Raw genomic sequence first — 20,677 nt, forward strand, 5'->3', positions numbered from 1 at the left:
ACGCACTCAAGCGGGAGCTAGCTCTCTCACCACAAATTGCACAGTCGTCATCTGGAAGGTTTACCACTGAAAATCAAGGCATTGAACGACCAATTGCTCGCCGATGCTGATGGCATGGCCTTTTCACACCACGAACTCTCAGTGGAAAACGCCGTCATACCCTTCAGTTTGAGCCTGCCAACGAGTTTTTCGCTGGCGGGTCCAGCCACTTTCGAGATGGAGCATTCCTACAGATGAGCACCCCAGCCCAAGTCGCACCCAAGTTCCCCGACAGCATCTTCCGCGCCTACGACATTCGCGGCACCGTCCCGGAATTCTTGAACGCTGAAACCGCTTATTGGCTTGGTCGCGCCATCGGCTCCCAGAGCCTGGCTCAGAATGAACCCAATGTGTCTGTCGGCCGCGACGGACGCCTGTCCGGTCCGGAACTGGTCGAACAACTGATCCAGGGCCTGGCCGACAGCGGTTGCCACGTCAGCGACGTCGGCCTGGTGCCGACACCTGCGCTGTACTACGCCGCCAACGTACTGGCCGGCAAATCCGGCGTGATGCTCACCGGCAGCCACAACCCGTCGAACTACAATGGCTTCAAGATTGTCATTGCCGGCGACACGCTGGCCAACGAACAGATCCAGGCCCTGCACGAACGCCTCAAGACCAACAACCTGAGCAGCGGCAAGGGCAGCATCACCAAGGTCGAGATCCTCGACCGCTACAACACTGAAATCGTCCAGGACATCAAACTGGCCCGCCGCCTGAAAGTAGTGGTCGATTGCGGCAACGGCGCGGCCGGCGTAATCGCCCCGCAGCTGATCGAAGCCCTGAACTGCGAAGTCATCCCGCTGTTCTGCGAAGTCGATGGCAACTTCCCGAATCACCACCCGGACCCGGGCAAGCCTGAAAACCTGGTCGACCTGATCGCCAAGGTCAAGGAAACCAACGCCGACCTGGGCCTGGCTTTCGACGGCGACGGCGACCGTGTGGGCGTTGTCACCAACACCGGCAGCATCGTCTTCCCTGATCGTCTGTTGATGCTGTTCGCCCGCGACGTCGTGGCGCGCAACCCGAACGCGGAAATCATCTTCGACGTCAAATGCACCCGTCGCCTGATCCCGCTGATCAAGGAATATGGCGGTCGGCCGCTGATGTGGAAGACTGGTCATTCGTTGATCAAAAAGAAAATGAAACAATCCGGCGCCCTGTTGGCCGGCGAAATGAGCGGGCATATCTTTTTCAAGGAACGCTGGTTCGGTTTCGACGATGGCATTTACGCCGCCGCACGGCTGCTGGAGATCCTCAGCAAGGAAAAATCCACCGCGGAAGAGTTGTTTGCAACCTTCCCGAACGATATTTCTACGCCAGAGATCAATATCCATGTGACCGAAGAGAGCAAATTCAGCATCATTGATGCATTGCACGATGCGCAATGGGGTGAAGGCGCCGACCTGACCACCATTGACGGCGTGCGAGTCGACTATGCCAAAGGCTGGGGCCTGGTTCGCGCCTCCAACACCACACCGGTGCTGGTGCTGCGCTTCGAGGCCGATGACGAGGCTGAATTGCAGCGCATCAAGGACGTTTTCCACGTCCAGTTAAAGCGTGTTGCACCTGATCTCCAACTACCGTTCTGATTCACCCGGAGCCCTGAATGACCCTCGAACGCGAAGCCGCCGCCAACACCGCCAAGGTCCTGTCCGAAGCGCTGCCTTACATTCGCCGCTATGTCGGCAAGACGCTGGTGATCAAATACGGCGGCAACGCGATGGAAAGCGAGGAGCTGAAAACCGGCTTCGCCCGCGACATCGTGCTGATGAAAGCCGTCGGCATCAATCCGGTGGTGGTTCACGGTGGCGGTCCGCAAATCGGCGACCTGCTCAAGCGTCTGTCGATCGAGAGCCACTTCATCGATGGCATGCGCGTGACTGACGCGCAGACCATGGACGTGGTGGAAATGGTCCTCGGCGGCCAGGTCAACAAGGACATCGTCAACCTGATCAACCGCCATGGCGGCAGCGCCATCGGCCTGACCGGTAAAGACGCCGAGCTGATTCGCGCGAAAAAGCTCACCGTTACCCGTCAGACGCCGGAAATGACCCAGCCGGAAATCATCGATATTGGCCAGGTGGGTGAAGTGGTCGGGATCAACACCGACCTGCTGAACCTGCTGGTCAAAGGCGATTTCATCCCGGTAATCGCGCCAATCGGCGTCGGCGCCAACGGCGAGTCGTACAACATCAACGCCGATCTGGTGGCCGGTAAAGTGGCCGAAGCGCTGAAGGCTGAAAAGCTGATGCTGCTGACCAACATCGCCGGCCTGATGGACAAGTCGGGCACGGTTCTGACCGGCCTGACGACTCAACAGGTCGACGACCTGATCGCCGACGGCACTATCTACGGCGGCATGCTGCCGAAGATTCGTTGCGCGCTGGAAGCGGTACAAGGCGGTGTGGGCAGCTCGCTGATCATCGATGGTCGAGTGCCGAACGCGATTCTGCTGGAAATCTTCACCGACACCGGTGTGGGCACTTTGATCAGCAATCGCAAGCGTCACTGATTCAAACTTAAAAAGATCGCAGCCTTCGGCAGCTTCTACGACAGTGGGTTTTCGGATGTACGAAAACCCTGTAGGAGCTGACGAAGTCTGCGATCTTTTTTATGCGCGCAGGAAATACCTGACCTGACTAAGCGAAACGTCTGACATCGTGAAGTAAGCAATCTGCATAGGATCCTCCCTGAGCCCACAGGAGATCTACCCATGCAAAAAGACTATGCCCCATACGGTAGCGATGTTTCACCTGGCACCTATGCCTGCGTCGATTGCGGTCATGAGTACTCCAATCAGGCCAAGACCTCGATGCCGCCTTGCCCGCAACTCCGGAAAACACCACACACCCGTCATGGCTGGAAAATTCTTACCGGCCAGGGCGATGCCGTTGCTGATCCGTACCCGGAGAAAACCGATAAACCCGCCGGGATCAAAAAGGCCGAGACGCTCAGCAGCACCAGCAAAGAATAATCCTGGAGGACTGAGCCATGCAGATCTCATTCACGATCGACGCCCAGGCCTTCGACCTGGAACAAAAGGAACCGGTCAAAAAGACCCTGAGGATTTCCGACCATGAAATCGCTCATGCCCTACAGCGAATAGCCAAGGCGAGTCTGACCGAATACCTGAAAATGCTGGTCGAAGGCGGCATGCCGAGCCGAGCTGACGAGGCGAAACAGGATCGTTTGCTGTATCTGATTCAAAGCTATTTCGGGCAAACCCTGCCAACCGAATCGCAGATATCGACGATCTTCCAACTCACCCAAAGCCAGAGCAAAACCCTGCTGAAGAACACCGTCTCGCGGTTTCGCAATCAACTCGACGAAATCCTGCAGAACAGCATGCGGGCCGTGATCGAATCCGCAGAGCACGCGCAAACGGTTTATCTGGTGGTGATCAGCTCTGACGTCATCCGTGATGAACTGAACATGCTGATCACCCAGAACCAGCCGACCTTCAAACCCATCACCAAGCGCAAAGGCAGCGCCGGGCAGTTCGAGATCAGCGAAGACTCTCACGCCCTGCTGTGCCAGACGCTCGGTCTGAATGCCGTTCAGTGACATCGTCGCGGTCAGCGGCTTGCTGCTGACCCTGACCACTTTCATGTTCAATCTGGCATGGCCCAGGCTGCATGAAGCGTTGGAGCTGGACGAAAAACAACCAGGCCCGCTGGCCAGAAAACGCAGCCAAGGGAAAGTGGTGAGCGTTTTGTTGGGCCGCGCCGTGCCGCTGACTTGCGCCTTCATGGCGCTGTTTTACGTCAATCTGCCGGCCGCCGTGCGGATCATGCGCGGAAGCACGCTGGATCTGTGGGATTTCGACGTAGATCGCACGCTGTACGTGATGGTCGTTGTAGCGCTGCTGGTGTTTGCGCTGTTCAACTTGGGATTGACGCTGAAACTAATAGGAAAATGGCGAAGACTGCTCTGACGGCACAAACAAAAACCTGTAGGAGCGAGGCTTGCCCGCGAAGAGGTCGTCACATCCAACATGAATGTTGGCTGTTAAATCGCTTTCGCGGGCAAGCCTCGCTCCTACAGGGGATGGCGTCAGACGCCGAATTGGGCGCGGTAGGCTTCGACGGCAGGCAAATGCTGCTTGAGCTGCGGATCATCCGCCAGGAACTCGAGCACCTGGTTCAGCGAAACAATGCTGATCACCGGGATGCCGAAGTCACGTTCCACTTCCTGGATGGCCGACAATTCGCCGTTGCCACGCTCCTGACGGTTCAGGGCGATCAATACGCCCGCGGCCTTGGCGCCATCCTGGGAAGCGATGATCTGCATCACCTCGCGAATCGCCGTGCCTGCGGTGATGACGTCGTCGATGATCAGCACGTCGCCGGTCAATGGCGCGCCGACCAGGCTGCCGCCTTCGCCATGGGCCTTGGCTTCCTTGCGGTTGAAGCACCATGGCAGATCACGGCCATGATGTTCGGCCAGCGCCACGGCGGTAGTCGCCGCCAACGGGATGCCTTTGTAGGCCGGGCCGAACAGCACATCGAACGAAATACCACTCTCGACGATGGCTGCCGCGTAGAAACGCCCCAGCTGCGCCAGGGCAGAACCCGAGTTGAACAGGCCGGCATTGAAGAAGTAAGGACTGGTGCGCCCGGACTTCAGGGTGAACTCACCGAAGCGCAAAACGCCACGATCAATGGCAAAACGAATGAAGTCGCGCTGATACGCTTGCATGAAAAAAACCCCAAATACCACGGATTTAGCTAATTAGGTAGACGCCGTGTATCATACCCGCACGCGATTTTTGGGGCCACTTATGCGGATCATCAGTGTGAACGTCAATGGGATTCAGGCTGCAGTCGAGCGTGGTTTGCTCAGTTGGCTGCAAGCACAGAATGCCGACGTCATCTGCCTGCAGGACACCCGCGCCTCCGCCTTTGAACTGGACGATCCAGCCTTCCAACTGGATGGCTACTTCCTTTATGCCTGCGAAGCTGAAGTTCCCGCCCAAGGTGGCGTGGCTTTGTACTCGCGGTTGCAACCGAAGGCAGTCATCAGCGGTCTCGGCTTCGAGACGGCCGACCGCTACGGGCGTTACCTGCAAGCCGATTACGACAAGGTCAGCATCGCGACCTTGCTGCTCCCTTCGGGGCAGAACGGCGATGAAGACTTGAACCAGAAGTTCAAGCTAATGGACGACTTCGCCCGTTATCTGGATAAACAGCGACGCAAACGTCGCGAGTACATTTACTGTGGCTCGCTGTACGTGGCGCAACAGAAGCTGGATATCAAGAACTGGCGCGACAGCCAGCAATCCCCGGGCTTCCTGGCACCTGAGCGTGCCTGGATGGACGAGATTGTCGGCAACATGGGTTATGTCGATGCCCTGCGCGAAGTCAGCCGTGAAGGCGACCAGTACAGCTGGTGGCCGGACAACGAACAGGCCGAGATGCTCAACCTGGGCTGGCGTTTCGACTACCAGTTGCTGACCCCGGGCCTGCGCCGCTTCGTACGTAGCGCACGCCTGCCACGTCAGCCACGGTTCTCGCAGCACGCACCGCTGATCGTGGACTACGACTGGACGCTGACTATCTAGGTTTTCGCTGACACGAAAACCTGCTGACCGGTTGACGAAAATGCCCGTATCGAAAGATACGGGCATTTTTCTTTTGCGTTATACCTTCAAACTGCGGCGAAAAACGGCAGTGCCAGATACAACTTGATCACGATGACATTAATGATGTCGATGAAGAAAGCACCCACCATTGGCACCACTAGAAACGCTATCTGCGAAGGTCCGTAACGCTGTGTCACCGCTTGCATGTTAGCGATGGCAGTTGGCGTTGCTCCTAGTCCGAAACCGCAGTGCCCCGCCGCCAGAACTGCCGCATCGTAGTTGCTGCCCATCATTCTGAATGTCACGAAAATCGCAAACAGCGCCATGACCAACGCTTGCGCAGCCAGGATGATAAAGATCGGCAAAGCCAGTGCTGCCAGATCCCACAGTTTGAGCGACATCAGAGCGATCGCCAGAAACAGCGACAAGCTGACATTCCCCAACACCGAAACTTCACGCTCAAACACCTGATACAAGCCCAGCGCTGAAAGCCCGTTCCGTAAAATCACACCCACGAACAAGACGCAAACGAACGTCGGCAGCTCAAGTGCAGTTCCTTGGAGCAGACCATTCAGGAGAGAACCAACCAGCAAGCTGACCGCGATCAGAGCGAGCGTCTCGATAAACGAAAATGGCGTGATCGAGCGCTCTTTGTTCGGTTGCTCAAAGCCCTTTGGCAGCTGTGGCTTTTCTTGCTTAAGGCCAGGCACCTGGACACGTTTGATGAGCAGGCGAGCGACCGGACCACCAATCAAGCCGCCCAGCACCAGCCCAAACGTTGCAGAGGCTATCGCGAGCTCAGAGGCAGAAGCCAGACCGTACTTCTCACTGAACACCGTTCCCCACGCAGCGCCTGTACCATGACCACCCGCCAAGGTAATCGAGCCTGTCAGCAGGCCCATCAAGGGATCGAGCCCCAAGGTTTTTGCAAGCGCGATGCCCATGGCATTCTGGACCACCAAAAGCGTAACGACCGCCAGTAGGAAGATCCCCACTACGCGCCCGCCTTTCTTCAGGCTGGCGAAGTCTGCGCTCAAGCCGATAGTGGCAAAAAAAGCCAACATCAAGGGAGTTTGCAGTGAGGTGTTAAATCGGACGTCAATATCAAGTCCCCGCAAAGCCAGGAGAAGCAGAGCCACCACCAGGCCGCCTGCTACAGGCTCAGGGATATTGTAGTTGCGTAAAAAACCGATTCGGGTGACTAGTCCGCGCCCCAATAACAGTACTAAAGAGGCGGCCACAAGTGTTCCATAAAAATCGAGCTGAACCATTGGATTATTCTTTTATATATTCAGGGGCGAACTTTTTACCTGGACACGCCTCTTGAACAGGCTGATCTTCTCAACACTGATTTGCTTTAAATTCAAGGACCTTCAATGGTCTGAATATATCGAAATATTTCTGAAAGAATATTACTTGGGACAACCTTATCAACCGCGAAGTCTCATTGCCAAGCAGATAGGCGAGGCAGTTGTGACTAGAAGTGTAAGATAGCTAACCAAACTTTTAGCGGGACTTGGCATTTATCTAAAATGACAACCGCCACACACGACTTGAGACATTTATTTAATTGCAAAAAAACAATGCCCCGACAAGTCAGGGCATTTGTTTTAAAACTGCAATGTGGGGGCGAGCCTGCTCGCGAAAGCGATCTTTCAGTCACATCGATGTTGAATATGAAGGCCTCTTCGCGAGCAGCCTCGCTCCACAAGGGAGATTCTCATTGATCGCTATTTGATCAACCGCCAGGTGAACGGGTAACGGTAAGGGAACCCTTCATTGGCCTTCACGCCGGCAATAATCGTCAACACCAGCGCACCGATCGCGACCAGACCAAACAGGAAGAACCCGATGATCACCACCATCAGCAGGAAGCAGATGGCGGAAGCAATGGCGACAGTGATCTGAAAGTTCAATGCTTCCTTGCCTTGCGCGTCGATGAACGGGTCTGACTCGCGCTTCATCTGCCAGAGAATCAACGGCCCGATCAGCGTGCCGAACGGCAGCCAGATCCCCAGCAAGGCGGACAGGTGACAAAACATCGCCCACTGACGAACCTCTCGGGTCGGTGTGGGTAGCGGCAGTTGCTCGTCACTCATGGTGTCCTCCTTGCGTGGAGCAGTTCCGATCAGTCGGCCAGTGCAGCCTTCTGCAATTCGAAAATCTCGATCATGCCTTTCTTCGCCAGTGCCAGCATCGCGTTCAGCTCTTCCGGCTGGAACGGCGCGCCTTCGGCAGTGCCCTGAACTTCGATGAAACCGCCAGTGCTGGTCATCACTACGTTGAGGTCAGTCTCGGCAGCCGAATCTTCCAGGTAGTCGAGGTCAAGCACAGGCTCGCCCTGGTACATGCCCACCGAAACGGCAGCGATCATTTGCTTGAGCGGGTCGCCACCTTTCAGGCCGCCGCGCTTCTTGATCACTTTCAAGGCGTCGATCAGTGCAACCATGGCACCGGTGATGGACGCGGTGCGGGTGCCGCCGTCAGCCTGGATCACGTCGCAGTCGACGTACAGGGTGACGTCGCCCAGCTTGGTCATGTCCAGCGCAGCGCGCAGGGAACGGCCGATCAAACGCTGGATTTCCAGCGTACGGCCGCCTTGCTTGCCGCGGCTCGCTTCACGCTGGTTACGTTCGCCAGTGGCGCGTGGCAGCATGCCGTATTCGGCGGTCAACCAACCCTGGCCCTGGCCTTTCAGGAAACGCGGCACGCCATTCTCGACGCTGACGGTGCAGATGACTTTGGTATCACCGAACTCGACCAGTACAGAACCCTCGGCGTGTTTGGTGTAGTTGCGGGTAATGCGGATCGAGCGGAGCTGATCGGCAGCGCGACCACTTGGACGTTTCATAGGGATTACCTGTACGGGGGACGGAAAACTGCCGAGCATTATAGAGCCGTGGGCCGCCAGTGGGCACTTCTAAAAAAATCGCCCGACGATTGAAGCCCCTGAATAGAGCTTAGCCGACGGCCTGCAGCTCTTTGTCACAGCGTGTGTTTGGGCGCATCCGCCCCACTGCGCTACAATCCTGCGCCTTTGCTGCCTGTCGGCTTTAATTCACAGATAGCGGGTCCGCGAACCATGGGTTACGCGCCGACCTGCATTGCGAGGTACCTCCATGGTGCACAGCATGACCGCCTTCGCCCGCGTAGAGAAAGCCGGCGTCCAGGGCACCCTGAGCTGGGAATTGCGCTCGGTCAACAGCCGCTACCTGGAACCCCACCTGCGTCTGCCGGAATCTTTCCGCGACCTCGAAGGCGCGGTCCGCGAAGCCCTGCGCCAGGAACTGTCCCGGGGCAAGCTCGAATGCACCCTGCGCTTTACCGAAGAAAGCACCGGCAAACCGCTGCAAGTGGACCGTGAACGCGCTGCTCAACTGGTCGCTGCCGCCGAGACGGTCGCCAGCCTGATCAAGAACCCGGCCGCACTGAACCCGCTGGAAGTCCTGGCCTGGCCCGGCGTACTGGTGGCTGATGCCGCCGACCCGCAAGCGCTGAATGCCGAAGCCCTGGCGCTGTTCCATCAGGGCCTGAAGGAACTCAAGGCCGGTCGCGAGCGCGAAGGCACTGAGCTGGCGCGATTGATCAACGAGCGCCTGACCTCCATTGAAGGGGATGTGGTGATCCTGCGTGAGCTGGTCCCGCAGATGCTCGCCACCCAACGCCAGAAAGTCCTCGACCGCTTCACCGACATGAAGGCCGACCTCGACCCGCAGCGACTGGAGCAGGAAATGGTCATGCTCGCGCAAAAGAGCGACGTCGCCGAAGAACTGGATCGCCTGAGCACTCACATCATCGAAGTTCGCCGGGTGCTCAAGTCCGGCGGCGCTGCCGGTCGGCGCCTGGACTTCCTGATGCAGGAACTCAACCGCGAAGCCAACACACTGGGCTCCAAAGCCTTCGATCCGCGCAGCACCCAAGCGGCGGTCAACCTCAAAGTGTTGATCGAGCAGATGCGCGAACAAGTGCAGAATATTGAGTAAGGCAAACCCGACATGACCCACAGCACCGGCACCCTGTACATCATTTCCGCCCCTTCGGGCGCGGGCAAGAGCAGCCTGGTCAAGGCCCTGACCGACGCTGATCAGGAGATCCGTGTTTCGGTCTCCCACACCACCCGCGCCATGCGCCCCGGTGAAGTGAACGGCGTGAACTATCACTTCGTCGAACGCAGCGAGTTCGTGAAGATGATCGAGCACGGGGATTTCCTCGAGCGCGCCGAAGTGTTCGGCAATCTCTATGGCACCTCGCAAAGCCACCTGCAGCAGACCCTGGACGAAGGCCACGACCTGATTCTGGAAATCGACTGGCAGGGTGCAGAACAAGTGCGCAAGTTGATGCCCCAGGCCCGCTCGATCTTCATTCTGCCGCCGTCCCTGGAAGCCTTGCGTCAGCGCCTGAACAATCGCGGCCAGGACAGCAACGAGGTCATCGAAGGCCGGATGCGTGAAGCCGTCAGCGAAATGAGCCACTACGTCGACTACGACTACCTGATCATCAACGACGATTTCGCCCACGCGCTGCGCGATTTGCAGGCGATTTTCCGCGCCAATCAGCTGCATCAGAAGCGTCAGCAGCAGCGTAACGGAAAACTTTTGGCTGAATTGCTCGGCTAAACAGCACTTCCCAAAACCGCTGCAAGGGCTTTACATTGGCACTTATAGCGCGTTGAAGAGTCTGGTCAAAAAATCAGCGCTTCCCTAATCGCTGGTGATTTTTTAAACTGTTGAGTCCGCTCGCCCACCCGGGCAGCGCGCATATTGCATTCGCTCCGAGGAATACCATGGCCCGCGTAACCGTTGAAGACTGCCTGAACCACGTGGAAAACCGTTTTGAACTGGTCATGCTGTCCACCAAGCGTGCCCGTCAACTGGCCACCGGCGGCAAAGAGCCCCTGGTTCAGTGGGAAAACGACAAGCCTACTGTTGTAGCGCTGCGTGAAATCGCCGAAGGCCTGATGAGCTACGAGTTCATCGCCAACGCAGAAATCGTCGAAGACGAACCGCTGTTCGCAGCGTTCGAGGACGAGTCCAACGAGGCAGTATAAGTCCATGCCTGGTCGACGTAGCACGGCGCGGGGTCACAACGAACGGCAGGAATTATCATGCCGAGCATAGACGCCCTCGCCGATCGCTTATCGACCTACCTCGGCAAGGACCAGGTCAATCTGGTCCGCCGAGCGTACTTCTACGCCGAACAAGCCCACGATGGCCAACGCCGCCGTAGCGGCGAGGCGTACGTCACGCACCCACTCGCGGTTGCGAATATTCTTGCCGACATGCATATGGACCATCAGAGCCTGATGGCAGCCATGCTGCATGACGTGATCGAAGACACCGGTATTGCCAAGGAAGCGCTGCAAGCGCAGTTCGGCGAAACCGTGGCCGAACTGGTCGACGGGGTCAGCAAACTGACCCAGATGAACTTCGAGACCAAAGCCGAAGCCCAGGCCGAAAACTTCCAGAAAATGGCCATGGCCATGGCGCGCGATATTCGCGTGATCCTGGTCAAGCTGGCCGACCGCCTGCACAACATGCGCACCCTGGAAGTGCTGTCCGGCGAAAAACGCCGGCGGATCGCCAAGGAAACCCTGGAAATCTATGCGCCCATCGCCAACCGCCTGGGCATGCACGCCATTCGCATAGAATTCGAAGACCTCGGCTTCAAGGCCATGCACCCGATGCGTTCCGCGCGGATCAACCAGGCGGTCAAACGCGCCCGGGGCAACCGCAAGGAAATCGTCAACAAGATCGAAGAGTCCCTCAGCCACTGCCTGGCCATCGACGGCATCCAGGGCGAGGTCAGCGGTCGCCAGAAACACCTCTACGGCATCTACAAGAAAATGCGCGGCAAGCGTCGGGCCTTCAACGAGATCATGGACGTCTACGCGTTCCGGATCATCGTCGACAAGGTCGATACCTGCTACCGCGTGCTAGGCGCTGTACATAATTTGTACAAACCGTTGCCGGGTCGCTTCAAGGATTACATCGCGATCCCCAAGGCCAACGGCTACCAGTCGCTGCACACCACGCTGTTCGGCATGCACGGTGTACCGATCGAGATTCAGATCCGCACCCGTGAAATGGAAGAGATGGCCAACAACGGCATCGCCGCCCATTGGCTGTACAAATCCAGCGGCGACGAGCAGCCCAAAGGCACTCACGCCCGCGCTCGCCAGTGGGTCAAAGGCGTGCTGGAAATGCAGCAACGGGCCGGCAACTCGCTGGAATTCATCGAAAGCGTGAAGATCGACCTGTTCCCGGACGAGGTCTACGTGTTCACGCCCAAAGGCCGGATCATGGAGCTGCCCAAAGGCTCCACGGCGGTCGACTTCGCTTACGCGGTGCACACCGACGTCGGCAACAGCTGCATTGCCTGCCGGATCAATCGTCGTCTCGCACCGCTGTCCGAACCGCTGCAAAGCGGCTCCACGGTCGAGATCGTCAGCGCCCCGGGCGCGCGGCCGAACCCTGCATGGCTCAACTTCGTGGTCACCGGCAAGGCGCGCACACACATCCGTCATGCGCTGAAACTGCAACGCCGTTCCGAGTCCATCAGTCTCGGCGAACGCCTGCTGAACAAAGTACTCAACGGTTTCGACAGCTCCCTGGAAAAAATCCCGGCCGAGCGCGTGCAGTTGATGCTCCACGAATACCGCCTCGAACTGATCGAAGACCTGCTCGAAGACATCGGCCTGGGCAATCGCATGGCTTACGTGGTCGCCCGCCGCCTGCTTGGCGAAGGCGAGCAGCTGCCAAGCCCGGAAGGTCCGCTGGCGATTCGCGGCACCGAAGGTCTGGTGCTCAGTTACGCCAAGTGCTGCACGCCGATCCCGGGGGACCCTATTGTCGGTCACCTGTCCGCGGGCAAAGGCATGGTGGTGCACCTGGACAACTGCCGCAACATCAGCGAAATCCGCCACAACCCGGAAAAATGCATCCAGCTCTCGTGGGCCAAGGATGTCACCGGAGAATTCAATGTCGAACTGCGCGTCGAACTGGAACACCAGCGCGGCCTGATCGCCCTGCTGGCCAGCAGCGTCAATGCGGCCGACGGCAATATCGAAAAAATCAGCATGGACGAACGCGACGGTCGTATCAGCGTGGTCCAACTGGTGGTCAGCGTGCACGACCGCGTGCACCTGGCCCGCGTGATCAAGAAACTGCGTGCCTTGACCGGGGTGATTCGCATCACCCGCATGCGCGCGTAGCCCACCCTTCACAAGGAGTCATACATGACCAAGACCGTTATCAACAGCGACAAGGCCCCGGCCGCCATCGGTACTTATTCCCAGGCGATCAAGGCTGGCAACACCGTTTACATGTCGGGTCAGATTCCTCTGGACCCAAAAACCATGGAACTGGTCGAAGGCTTCGAAGCCCAGACCGTCCAGGTGTTCGAGAACCTCAAAGCCGTGGCTGAAGCAGCCGGTGGTTCGTTCAAGGACATCGTCAAACTGAACATCTTCCTCACCGACCTGAGCCACTTCGCCAAGGTCAACGAGATCATGGGCAAGTACTTCGACCAACCTTACCCAGCCCGCGCCGCCATCGGCGTAGCAGCCCTGCCAAAGGGTTCGCAGGTTGAAATGGATGCCATTCTGGTCATCGAGTAATGTGTCCGGCGCAGCCTTCCAAAGGCTGCGTCGATCTTGCTTTGAAAGGATTCCACCATGCGCCAAGCGCTAGCTCTCTCGCTGGTCGCCCTTCTCTTGGGCGGTTGTGCCAGCGACCCTGCCGACCGTGATATCAGCGGCACCTGGATCAATCAGTCGGCGATCGATGCTGCATCCAAAGGCGCCCCCCTGCGGGAAGCGCTCCAGGCCTATGGCCCGAACCTGGAATGGGACGTCAACACCAGAGCCGGTCAGGCCCGCTACACCAATGGTTTTGAAAATGTCGAAGGCAAGCTGCTGGGCGAAGAGTCCGGCGCCTGGAAAGTCGACTTTTATGGCAGCTCCGCCAGCGAGCTGAAGCGTGATGGCAAGCAACTGCACCAAGTCGCCAGCGAAAACGAACCAGAACAGCTTTTCGACCGCGCCCAGATCCCAGTCCCGGACGGGGCACCGATCGGTGCCAGCTTTGAGCGTGCGCTGTACTCAGCCTACATGGGCGGCAGCTGGAAAATCATCAACGGCCCAGGCGAAGGTGGCACCGTGCAGTTTCAGGCCGATGGCCAAGTCTCCGGCCTGCCCGGCGCCGACCGTTACGCCCTGTGCCTGACCGGCGATTGCGCATCGATGAGCATCGGTAACGACAACATCTGGCTGCAACTCAATGGCCAGGGCAATACCTGGATCTTCGCCCGCAAAGGCAAGGAACTGGAGCTCTTTCAGGCCGTGAACACCGCCTTGGCGGACGAGATGCCGCAGTTTGCCCCCGGCGAGCGCAAATGGTTGCTCAAGAAGCAGTAACCCGGCCCTGAGGCCAACGCAGAACCCATGTGGGAGCGAGCCTGCTCGCGATGAGGCCATAACATTCAACATCATCGTTGATTGTTAAACCGCCATCGCGAGCAGGCTCGCTCCCACATTTGGTTTGTGGTGACTGGAATCAGCAGCGACCTTCGAGAATCGCCGCATACCCTTCACGAAAACTCGGATACTTCGGCTCCCAGCCCAACGCCTTCGCCCGGGCATTGCTGCAACGCTTGCTGCCGGCACGACGCACACTGGCGTCTTCGGCCCATTCGGTCACGCCCAGATACTCCCGCAACCAGCCCACCACCTCGGCCAACGGCGCGGGCGCATCGTCGACGCCGATGTAGCAATCATCCAGCGCCACCCCGCGCCGATCCGCCTCAAGCAGAAACGCCAGCAACCCCGCCGCGTCGTCGACATGAATGCGGTTGGCGTACAACGGTGGATCGATCGCCACGCGATAGCCGCGACGAACCTGAGTCAACAGCCACTCTCGACCCGGACCATAAATACCGGTCAGGCGCACGAGACTGGCCGGGATGCCGCTATCGAGCGCCACCTGCTCGGCTTCGAGCATCAAACGACCCGAATAGCCGCCCGCCACAGTCGGCGATGTTTCGTCGACCCACTCGCCATCCTGCTGGCCGTAAACGCTGCTGCTGGAAACGAACAGCAGTCGATTGGGTACTTGCCCATAGTCGTTCAGCCATTCCAGCACGTGCAGCAAACCCTGCACATAAGCGGCGCGGTAACCCGCCTCATCGTGATCGGTAGCCGCCGCGCAATACACCAGGTAATCCACCGCACCGATTGGCCAGGTCGCCGGGCAGTCTTTATTGAACAAGTCGCCGGCAACGCCGATCACGCCCTGTGGCAGGCGTGAGACATCACGTCGCAAGCCGTGAACCTCCCACCCACAAGCCAGCAATTGCGTGGCCAGACGACTGCCGACATCACCGCAGCCGGCGATCAAAACAGAAGGCGCGGACATCAGAAAACTCCTATCGGAAAGCTACAGACTAGCGTCGGCAAAGGACACGCGGCTAGCAATGAAGGAAAAAAAGATACTCTATTACTTTTGTTAACAAGAATTACTTGCAATAATGCCTGCCACTTTTGTTCTCGGCCTCACGAGGCCTGGAAGAACATTTACCGTTTTTTCCTTTCAGGTCCGGCCAGCATGACACCCAATCAATTCCCCGCTTCGCCAACCAAACGACCTCGCGCCTGGAGCGCGGTGGCCGCCCTGCTGCTCAGCCTGATGCTGGCGCCGACCGCCGCCTTCGCCGATGCACAAGCGCCGGCCACCCAGCCTGCTGCCGCTCAAACACCCGCAGCGCCTGCCGTGACACCTGCCGCGACCGATGCGGTCCAGGCCATAGACGCCGCTGACGTGCCGGAAGTCCTCGAAGCCGACAACACGTTGGGCATGGCCCATGACTTGTCGCCGTGGGGCATGTACCAGAACGCCGACATCATCGTGAAGATCGTGATGATCGGCCTGGCCATCGCCTCAATCATCACCTGGACCATCTGGATCGCCAAGGGCTTCGAGCTGATGGGCGCCAAGCGTCGTCTGCGCACTGAAATCGTCCACCTGAAAAAAGCCGCCACCCTTAAAGAAGCCAGCGCAACGGCAGCCAAGGAAGGCACCCTCGCCAACCTGCTGGTCCACGACGCGCTGGAAGAAATGCGCCTGTCGGCCAACAGCCGCGAGAAAGAAGGCATCAAGGAGCGCGTGAGCTTCCGCCTGGAGCGCCTCGTCGCTGCGTGCGGTCGCAACATGAGCAGCGGCACCGGCGTACTCGCCACCATCGGTTCCACCGCGCCGTTCGTCGGCCTGTTCGGCACCGTGTGGGGCATCATGAACAGCTTCATCGGCATCGCCAAAACCCAAACCACCAACCTCGCCGTCGTGGCTCCCGGCATCGCCGAAGCCCTGCTGGCGACCGCGCTGGGCCTGGTTGCAGCGATTCCTGCGGTGGTCATCTACAACGTCTTCGCCCGCTCCATCGCCGGTTACAAGGCGCAAGTGTCCGACGCCTCGGCAGAAGTCCTGCTGCTGGTCAGCCGTGATCTCGACCACCTGCCGACCGAGCAGCGCAGCTCGCAACCGCACATGGTGAAAGTGGGGTAATCGGCCATGGGCCTGCATTTGAAAGAAGGCGCAGACGACGATCTGGCCGAGAACCACGAAATCAACGTCACGCCGTTCATCGACGTGATGCTGGTGCTGTTGATCATCTTCATGGTGGCGGCCCCGCTGGCCACCGTGGACATCAAGGTCGACTTGCCTGCTTCCACCGCCAAACCGGCGCCGCGACCAGAGAAACCGGTGTTCCTCAGCGTGAAAGCTGACCAGCGCCTGTTCCTCGGCGAAGACGAAGTGAAAGCCGAGACCCTGGGCGTCACACTCGACGCCAAGACCCATGGCAAGAAAGACACGACGATCTTCTTCCAGGCCGATAAAGGCGTGGACTACGGCGACCTGATGAGCGTGATGGACGCCCTGCGTGCCGCCGGCTACCTGAAGGTCGGCCTGGTCGGACTCGAGACGGCAGCCAAAAAATGATCAACACGCGCCAAAAGCTGACGCGTTACAGCGGGAGCCTGGCCGTGGTGCTGGGCGTCCATGCGCTGGCCATTGCGCTGGCGCTGAACTGGACCTCGCGCCCGCCGATCGAGCTGCCGCCGCAAGCGATGATGGTCGAGCTGGCGCCGGTTCCGGCCCCGCCACCGCCCGCACCGCCGAAGGTGATCACGCCGCCACAGCCACCAGCCCCGGTGGAAGAACTGCCGCTGCCCAAACTCGCTGAAGCGCCGAAGGCCGAAATTGCCGTGCCCAAGCCGGTAAAACCCAAGCCGAAGCCTCAACCGCCCAAGCCTGTGGAGAAAAAGCCGGAACCGCCGAAGGAAAAGCCTTCCGAGGAAAAACCGAGCGACGCGCAACCGACCCAGGCACCGACGGAGAAATCCGCTCAGCCGGCACCCGGTCCATCACCGGCGCAGCAAGCGGCGAAGGCCAGTTGGCAAGGCACCCTGCTCGCGCACTTGGCCAAGTACAAAAAGTACCCGGCCAGTGCACAGCAGCGGGGCAAGGAAGGCTTGAACCGTCTGCGCTTCGTGGTGGATGCCGAAGGGAACGTGTTGTCGTTCGAACTGGTGGGCCGCTCCGGCAACGCCGATCTGGACCGGGCCACCCTGGAAATGATCCGCCGCGCCCAACCGCTGCCCAAGCCACCGGCCGACATGCTGAACAACGGCTCCATCGAAATCGTTGCACCGTTTGTTTACTCGCTGGAACGCCGCCGTTAAGACACCGCCGAACCAATGTGGGAGCGAGCCTGCTCGCGATGAGGCCATAGCATTCAACATCCTCATTGACTGTTAAACCGCCATCGCGAGCAGGCTCGCTCCCACAGGGTTATGTAACAACCTATAGAAGGCACCGAAAGGTGCCTTTTGCATATCTGGCAACGGCAAACCTGCATTGCCCGGTGTCACTCAACACACTCAGTCTGATAACGTGCGTCTATCGATTGCAGCCGGTATGCTTGGCCCGCAACTTCATGGACGCTTGCTATGACTCTGACAGAATTACGCTACATCGTTACCCTCGCCCAAGAGCAGCACTTCGGCCATGCCGCCGAGCGTTGCCACGTCAGCCAGCCGACCCTGTCGGTGGGCGTGAAAAAGCTTGAAGACGAACTCGGTGTGCTGATTTTCGAGCGCAGCAAGAGCGCCGTGCGCCTGACCCCGGTCGGCGAAGGCATTGTCGCCCAGGCACAGAAAGTCCTGGAACAGGCCCAAGGCATCCGCGAACTGGCCCAGGCCGGCAAGAATCAGCTGACCGCCCCACTGAAAGTCGGCGCGATCTACACCGTCGGCCCGTACCTGTTTCCGCACCTGATTCCACAACTGCACCGGGTCGCCCCGCAGATGCCGTTGTACATCGAAGAAAACTTCACCCACGTGCTGCGCGACAAACTGCGCAACGGCGAGCTCGACGCGATCATCATCGCCCTGCCGTTCAACGAAGCCGACGTGCTGACCTTGCAGCTCTACGACGAGCCGTTCTACGTCTTGATGCCAGCCCAGCACCCGTGGACCCAAAAAGAATCCATCGACGCCGCCCTGCTCAACGACAAGAGCCTGCTGCTGCTCGGCGAAGGCCACTGCTTCCGCGATCAAGTGCTGGAAGCCTGCCCGACCCTGGCCAAAGGCAACGACGGCGCCAAGCACACCACGGTGGAATCCAGCTCGCTGGAAACCATTCGCCACATGGTCGCGTCGGGCCTGGGTATTTCGATCCTGCCGCTCTCGGCGGTGGACAGCCACCATTACGCCCCCGGCGTGATCGAAGTACGCCCGCTGAGCGCGCCAGTGCCGTTCCGCACCGTGGCCATCGCCTGGCGCGCGAGCTTCCCGCGACCGAAGGCGATTGAAATCCTCGCCGACTCCATCCGCCTGTGCTCGGTGGCCAAGCCGCCAGCGCCGGTGGTGGCCGGTTAAGCTGCTGCCATGACCGAGTTGTCGCAGGTGTCGGTGACGGCACTCAAGGGTGTCGGCGAAGCCATGGCCGAGAAACTGGCCAAGGTCGGCCTGGAGAATCTCCAGGACGTGCTGTTCCATTTGCCGCTGCGCTATCAGGACCGCACCCGCGTGGTCCCGATCGGCCATTTGCGACCGGGTCAGGACGCCGTGATCGAAGGCACCGTCAGCGGCGCCGACGTGGTCATGGGCCGACGCCGCAGCCTGGTTGTCCGTCTGCAGGACGGCACCGGCGGGCTCAGCTTGCGCTTCTACCATTTCAGCAACGCCCAGAAAGAAGGCCTCAAGCGTGGCACACGCATTCGCTGCTACGGCGAAGCGCGGCCCGGAGCCTCGGGGCTGGAGATCTACCACCCGGAATACCGCGCCATCACCGGCGACGAGCCACCGCCGGTGGACGAAACCCTGACCCCGGTTTACCCGCTCACCGAAGGCCTGACCCAGCAGCGCTTGCGCCAGTTGTGCATGCAAACCCTGACCCTGCTCGGCCCCAGCAGCCTGCCCGACTGGCTGCCGACCGAACTGGCCCGGGACTATCAACTGGCGCCGTTGGCCGATGCGATCCGCTACCTGCATCACCCGCCTGCCGATGCCGATGTCGACGAGCTCGCCCTCGGTCATCACTGGGCCCAACACCGTCTGGCCTTCGAAGAACTGCTGACCCATCAACTGTCCCAACAACGCCTGCGCGAGAGCATGCGTGCCCTGCGCGCGCCGGCCATGCCGAAAGCCACGAAGCTGCCAGAACAGTATTTGGCCAACCTCGGCTTCACCCCGACGGGTGCCCAACAACGGGTCGGCAAAGAAATCGCCTACGACCTCAGCCAGCACGAGCCGATGTTGCGGCTGATCCAGGGCGACGTCGGCGCGGGCAAAACCGTGGTCGCCGCCCTCGCCGCGCTTCAGGCGCTGGAAGCCGGTTACCAAGTCGCATTGATGGCGCCCACCGAAATCCTCGCTGAGCAGCACTTCATCACCTTCAAGCGCTGGCTCGAACCGCTGGGCATCGAAGTCGCGTGGCTGGCCGGCAAGCTCAAGGGCAAAAACCGCGTGGCGGCGCTGGAGCAGATCGCTGGCGGCGCGCAGATGGTGGTCGGCACCCACGCGCTGTTCCAGGACGAAGTGCAATTCAAGAACCTGGCGCTGGCGATCATCGACGAACAGCACCGCTTCGGCGTGCAGCAGCGCCTGGCATTGCGGCAGAAAGGCGTCGGCGGGCGGATGTGTCCGCACCAGTTGATCATGACCGCCACGCCGATCCCCCGCACGCTGGCCATGAGCGCCTACGCCGACCTCGACACCTCGATCCTCGACGAGCTGCCACCCGGCCGTACCCCGGTGAACACGGTGTTGGTCACCGACACCCGGCGCGTCGAAGTCATCGAACGGGTGCGCGGCGCCTGTGCCGAAGGGCGTCAGGCCTATTGGGTGTGCACGCTGATCGAAGAGTCTGAAGAGCTGACCTGCCAGGCCGCCGAAACCACTTTTGAAGACCTCACCGCCGCCCTCGGCGAGTTGAAAGTCGGCTTGATCCACGGTCGCATGAAGCCTGCCGAGAAGGCCGCGGTGATGGCCGAATTCAAGGCCGGCAACCTGCAACTGCTGGTCGCCACCACCGTGATCGAAGTCGGCGTGGACGTGCCCAACGCCAGCCTGATGATCATCGAAAACCCCGAACGCCTCGGGCTCGCGCAACTACACCAATTGCGCGGCCGTGTCGGCCGAGGCAGCGCCGTCAGCCATTGCGTGCTGCTTTACCATCCACCGCTGTCGCAGATCGGCCGTCAGCGGCTGGGCATCATGCGCGAAACCAACGACGGTTTTGTCATCGCCGAAAAAGACCTCGAACTGCGCGGCCCCGGCGAAATGCTCGGCACCCGCCAGACCGGCCTGCTGCAATTCAAAGTCGCGGACCTGATGCGCGACGCCGACTTGCTGCCCGCCGTACGCGACGCCGCCCAGGCCTTGCTCGAACGCTGGCCGGATCACGTCAGCCCGTTGCTCGACCGCTGGCTACGCCATGGGCAGCAATACGGCCAAGTGTGAGCACTGTCGCAGTTTCCGGACCCTGCCTTTAAACAAGC

At 59.6% G+C, this 20,677-nt stretch carries 21 protein-coding genes and 1 pseudogene; 17 read left to right on the top strand and 5 right to left on the bottom strand.

The features are described 5' to 3' along the window. Positions 1-254: 254 nt before the first annotated feature. The 5 genes and pseudogenes from PMI30_RS21980 to PMI30_RS21960 all read left to right on the top strand — a co-directional run. Positions 255-1,631: pseudogene (locus tag PMI30_RS21980) on the top strand (phosphomannomutase/phosphoglucomutase); the annotation flags it as partial. 17 nt (positions 1,632-1,648) lie between these two features. After that, positions 1,649-2,554, top strand: a complete 906-nt coding sequence (gene argB, locus PMI30_RS21975; RefSeq protein WP_008007602.1) for an acetylglutamate kinase — start codon at positions 1,649-1,651, stop codon at positions 2,552-2,554. A gap of 201 nt (positions 2,555-2,755) precedes the next feature. Continuing rightward, positions 2,756-3,016, top strand: a complete 261-nt coding sequence (locus PMI30_RS21970; protein WP_008007604.1) for a hypothetical protein — start codon at positions 2,756-2,758, stop codon at positions 3,014-3,016. Between the two features lie 17 nt (positions 3,017-3,033). After that, a complete protein-coding gene (locus PMI30_RS21965) occupies positions 3,034-3,606 on the top strand; it encodes a hypothetical protein (protein WP_008007606.1) in 573 nt (190 codons plus the stop codon). Next, a complete protein-coding gene (locus PMI30_RS21960; RefSeq protein ID WP_008007608.1) occupies positions 3,593-3,976 on the top strand; it encodes a hypothetical protein in 384 nt (127 codons plus the stop codon). The genes PMI30_RS21965 and PMI30_RS21960 overlap by 14 nt, the downstream gene beginning before the upstream one ends. Before the next feature lie 119 nt (positions 3,977-4,095). On the opposite strand, the gene pyrE is transcribed toward PMI30_RS21960, so the two are convergent. Then, entirely contained in the window at positions 4,096-4,740 is a 645-nt protein-coding gene (gene pyrE, locus PMI30_RS21955) for an orotate phosphoribosyltransferase (RefSeq protein WP_007894680.1), read from the bottom strand. Between the two features lie 82 nt (positions 4,741-4,822). On the opposite strand from pyrE, the gene PMI30_RS21950 reads away from it, so the two are divergent. Next, positions 4,823-5,602 carry an exodeoxyribonuclease III gene (locus PMI30_RS21950; protein WP_007894678.1) on the top strand — a complete coding sequence of 260 codons (780 nt, stop codon included), beginning with the start codon at positions 4,823-4,825 and terminating at the stop codon, positions 5,600-5,602. A gap of 86 nt (positions 5,603-5,688) precedes the next feature. Here the strand turns inward: PMI30_RS21950 and gltS are convergent, their stop codons facing one another. From gltS to rph, 3 genes are all read right to left on the bottom strand, one after another. Next, positions 5,689-6,894, bottom strand: coding sequence for a sodium/glutamate symporter (gltS, locus tag PMI30_RS21945; RefSeq protein WP_008007610.1), 1,206 nt, complete (start codon positions 6,892-6,894; stop codon positions 5,689-5,691). Between the two features lie 459 nt (positions 6,895-7,353). Continuing rightward, positions 7,354-7,722: a DUF4870 domain-containing protein gene (locus tag PMI30_RS21940; protein ID WP_008007611.1), complete on the bottom strand. Its 369-nt coding sequence runs from the start codon at positions 7,720-7,722 to the stop codon at positions 7,354-7,356. Between the two features lie 29 nt (positions 7,723-7,751). After that, the gene (gene rph / locus PMI30_RS21935) at positions 7,752-8,474 is read right to left on the bottom strand and encodes a ribonuclease PH (RefSeq protein WP_008007612.1); all 723 of its coding nucleotides are present in this window, start codon (positions 8,472-8,474) and stop codon (positions 7,752-7,754) included. Between the two features lie 268 nt (positions 8,475-8,742). Between rph and PMI30_RS21930 the strand changes: the two genes are divergently transcribed. The 6 genes from PMI30_RS21930 to PMI30_RS21905 all read left to right on the top strand — a co-directional run bounded on the left by PMI30_RS21930 (position 8,743) and on the right by PMI30_RS21905 (position 14,036). Then, positions 8,743-9,606 carry a YicC/YloC family endoribonuclease gene (locus tag PMI30_RS21930; RefSeq protein ID WP_007894674.1) on the top strand — a complete coding sequence of 288 codons (864 nt, stop codon included), beginning with the start codon at positions 8,743-8,745 and terminating at the stop codon, positions 9,604-9,606. A gap of 12 nt (positions 9,607-9,618) precedes the next feature. After that, entirely contained in the window at positions 9,619-10,239 is a 621-nt protein-coding gene (gene gmk / locus PMI30_RS21925; protein ID WP_007894672.1) for a guanylate kinase, read from the top strand. A gap of 167 nt (positions 10,240-10,406) precedes the next feature. Then, entirely contained in the window at positions 10,407-10,670 is a 264-nt protein-coding gene (gene rpoZ, locus PMI30_RS21920; protein ID WP_007894670.1) for a DNA-directed RNA polymerase subunit omega, read from the top strand. A 57-nt stretch (positions 10,671-10,727) separates the two neighbouring features. Next, positions 10,728-12,833: a bifunctional GTP diphosphokinase/guanosine-3',5'-bis pyrophosphate 3'-pyrophosphohydrolase gene (gene spoT / locus PMI30_RS21915; protein WP_007894658.1), complete on the top strand. Its 2,106-nt coding sequence runs from the start codon at positions 10,728-10,730 to the stop codon at positions 12,831-12,833. A gap of 24 nt (positions 12,834-12,857) precedes the next feature. Next, on the top strand, positions 12,858-13,238 hold the full coding sequence (locus tag PMI30_RS21910) for a RidA family protein (RefSeq protein ID WP_003177257.1): 381 nt from the start codon (positions 12,858-12,860) through the stop codon (positions 13,236-13,238). A gap of 57 nt (positions 13,239-13,295) precedes the next feature. Beyond that, on the top strand, positions 13,296-14,036 hold the full coding sequence (locus PMI30_RS21905) for a hypothetical protein (protein WP_008007613.1): 741 nt from the start codon (positions 13,296-13,298) through the stop codon (positions 14,034-14,036). Positions 14,037-14,175: 139 nt separating this feature from the next. Here the strand turns inward: PMI30_RS21905 and PMI30_RS21900 are convergent, their stop codons facing one another. Continuing rightward, positions 14,176-15,033, bottom strand: coding sequence for an SDR family oxidoreductase (locus PMI30_RS21900; protein ID WP_008007614.1), 858 nt, complete (start codon positions 15,031-15,033; stop codon positions 14,176-14,178). Positions 15,034-15,222: 189 nt separating this feature from the next. Between PMI30_RS21900 and exbB the strand changes: the two genes are divergently transcribed. The 5 genes from exbB (at position 15,223) to recG (ending at position 20,639) form a co-directional block, all read left to right on the top strand. Beyond that, positions 15,223-16,179, top strand: a complete 957-nt coding sequence (exbB, locus tag PMI30_RS21895) for a tonB-system energizer ExbB (protein ID WP_008007615.1) — start codon at positions 15,223-15,225, stop codon at positions 16,177-16,179. A gap of 6 nt (positions 16,180-16,185) precedes the next feature. Beyond that, positions 16,186-16,614, top strand: coding sequence for a TonB system transport protein ExbD (gene exbD, locus PMI30_RS21890; protein ID WP_008007616.1), 429 nt, complete (start codon positions 16,186-16,188; stop codon positions 16,612-16,614). Further along, the gene (locus tag PMI30_RS21885) at positions 16,611-17,357 is read left to right on the top strand and encodes an energy transducer TonB family protein (protein ID WP_008007617.1); all 747 of its coding nucleotides are present in this window, start codon (positions 16,611-16,613) and stop codon (positions 17,355-17,357) included. The genes exbD and PMI30_RS21885 overlap by 4 nt, the downstream gene beginning before the upstream one ends. 267 nt (positions 17,358-17,624) lie before the next feature. After that, entirely contained in the window at positions 17,625-18,554 is a 930-nt protein-coding gene (locus PMI30_RS21880; RefSeq protein ID WP_008007618.1) for a hydrogen peroxide-inducible genes activator, read from the top strand. Positions 18,555-18,563: 9 nt separating this feature from the next. Next, positions 18,564-20,639, top strand: coding sequence for an ATP-dependent DNA helicase RecG (recG, locus tag PMI30_RS21875; protein ID WP_008007619.1), 2,076 nt, complete (start codon positions 18,564-18,566; stop codon positions 20,637-20,639). Positions 20,640-20,677: the final 38 nt, after the last annotated feature.

This window comes from Pseudomonas sp. GM50 (genome assembly GCF_000282375.1).
GTDB lineage: Bacteria > Pseudomonadota > Gammaproteobacteria > Pseudomonadales > Pseudomonadaceae > Aquipseudomonas.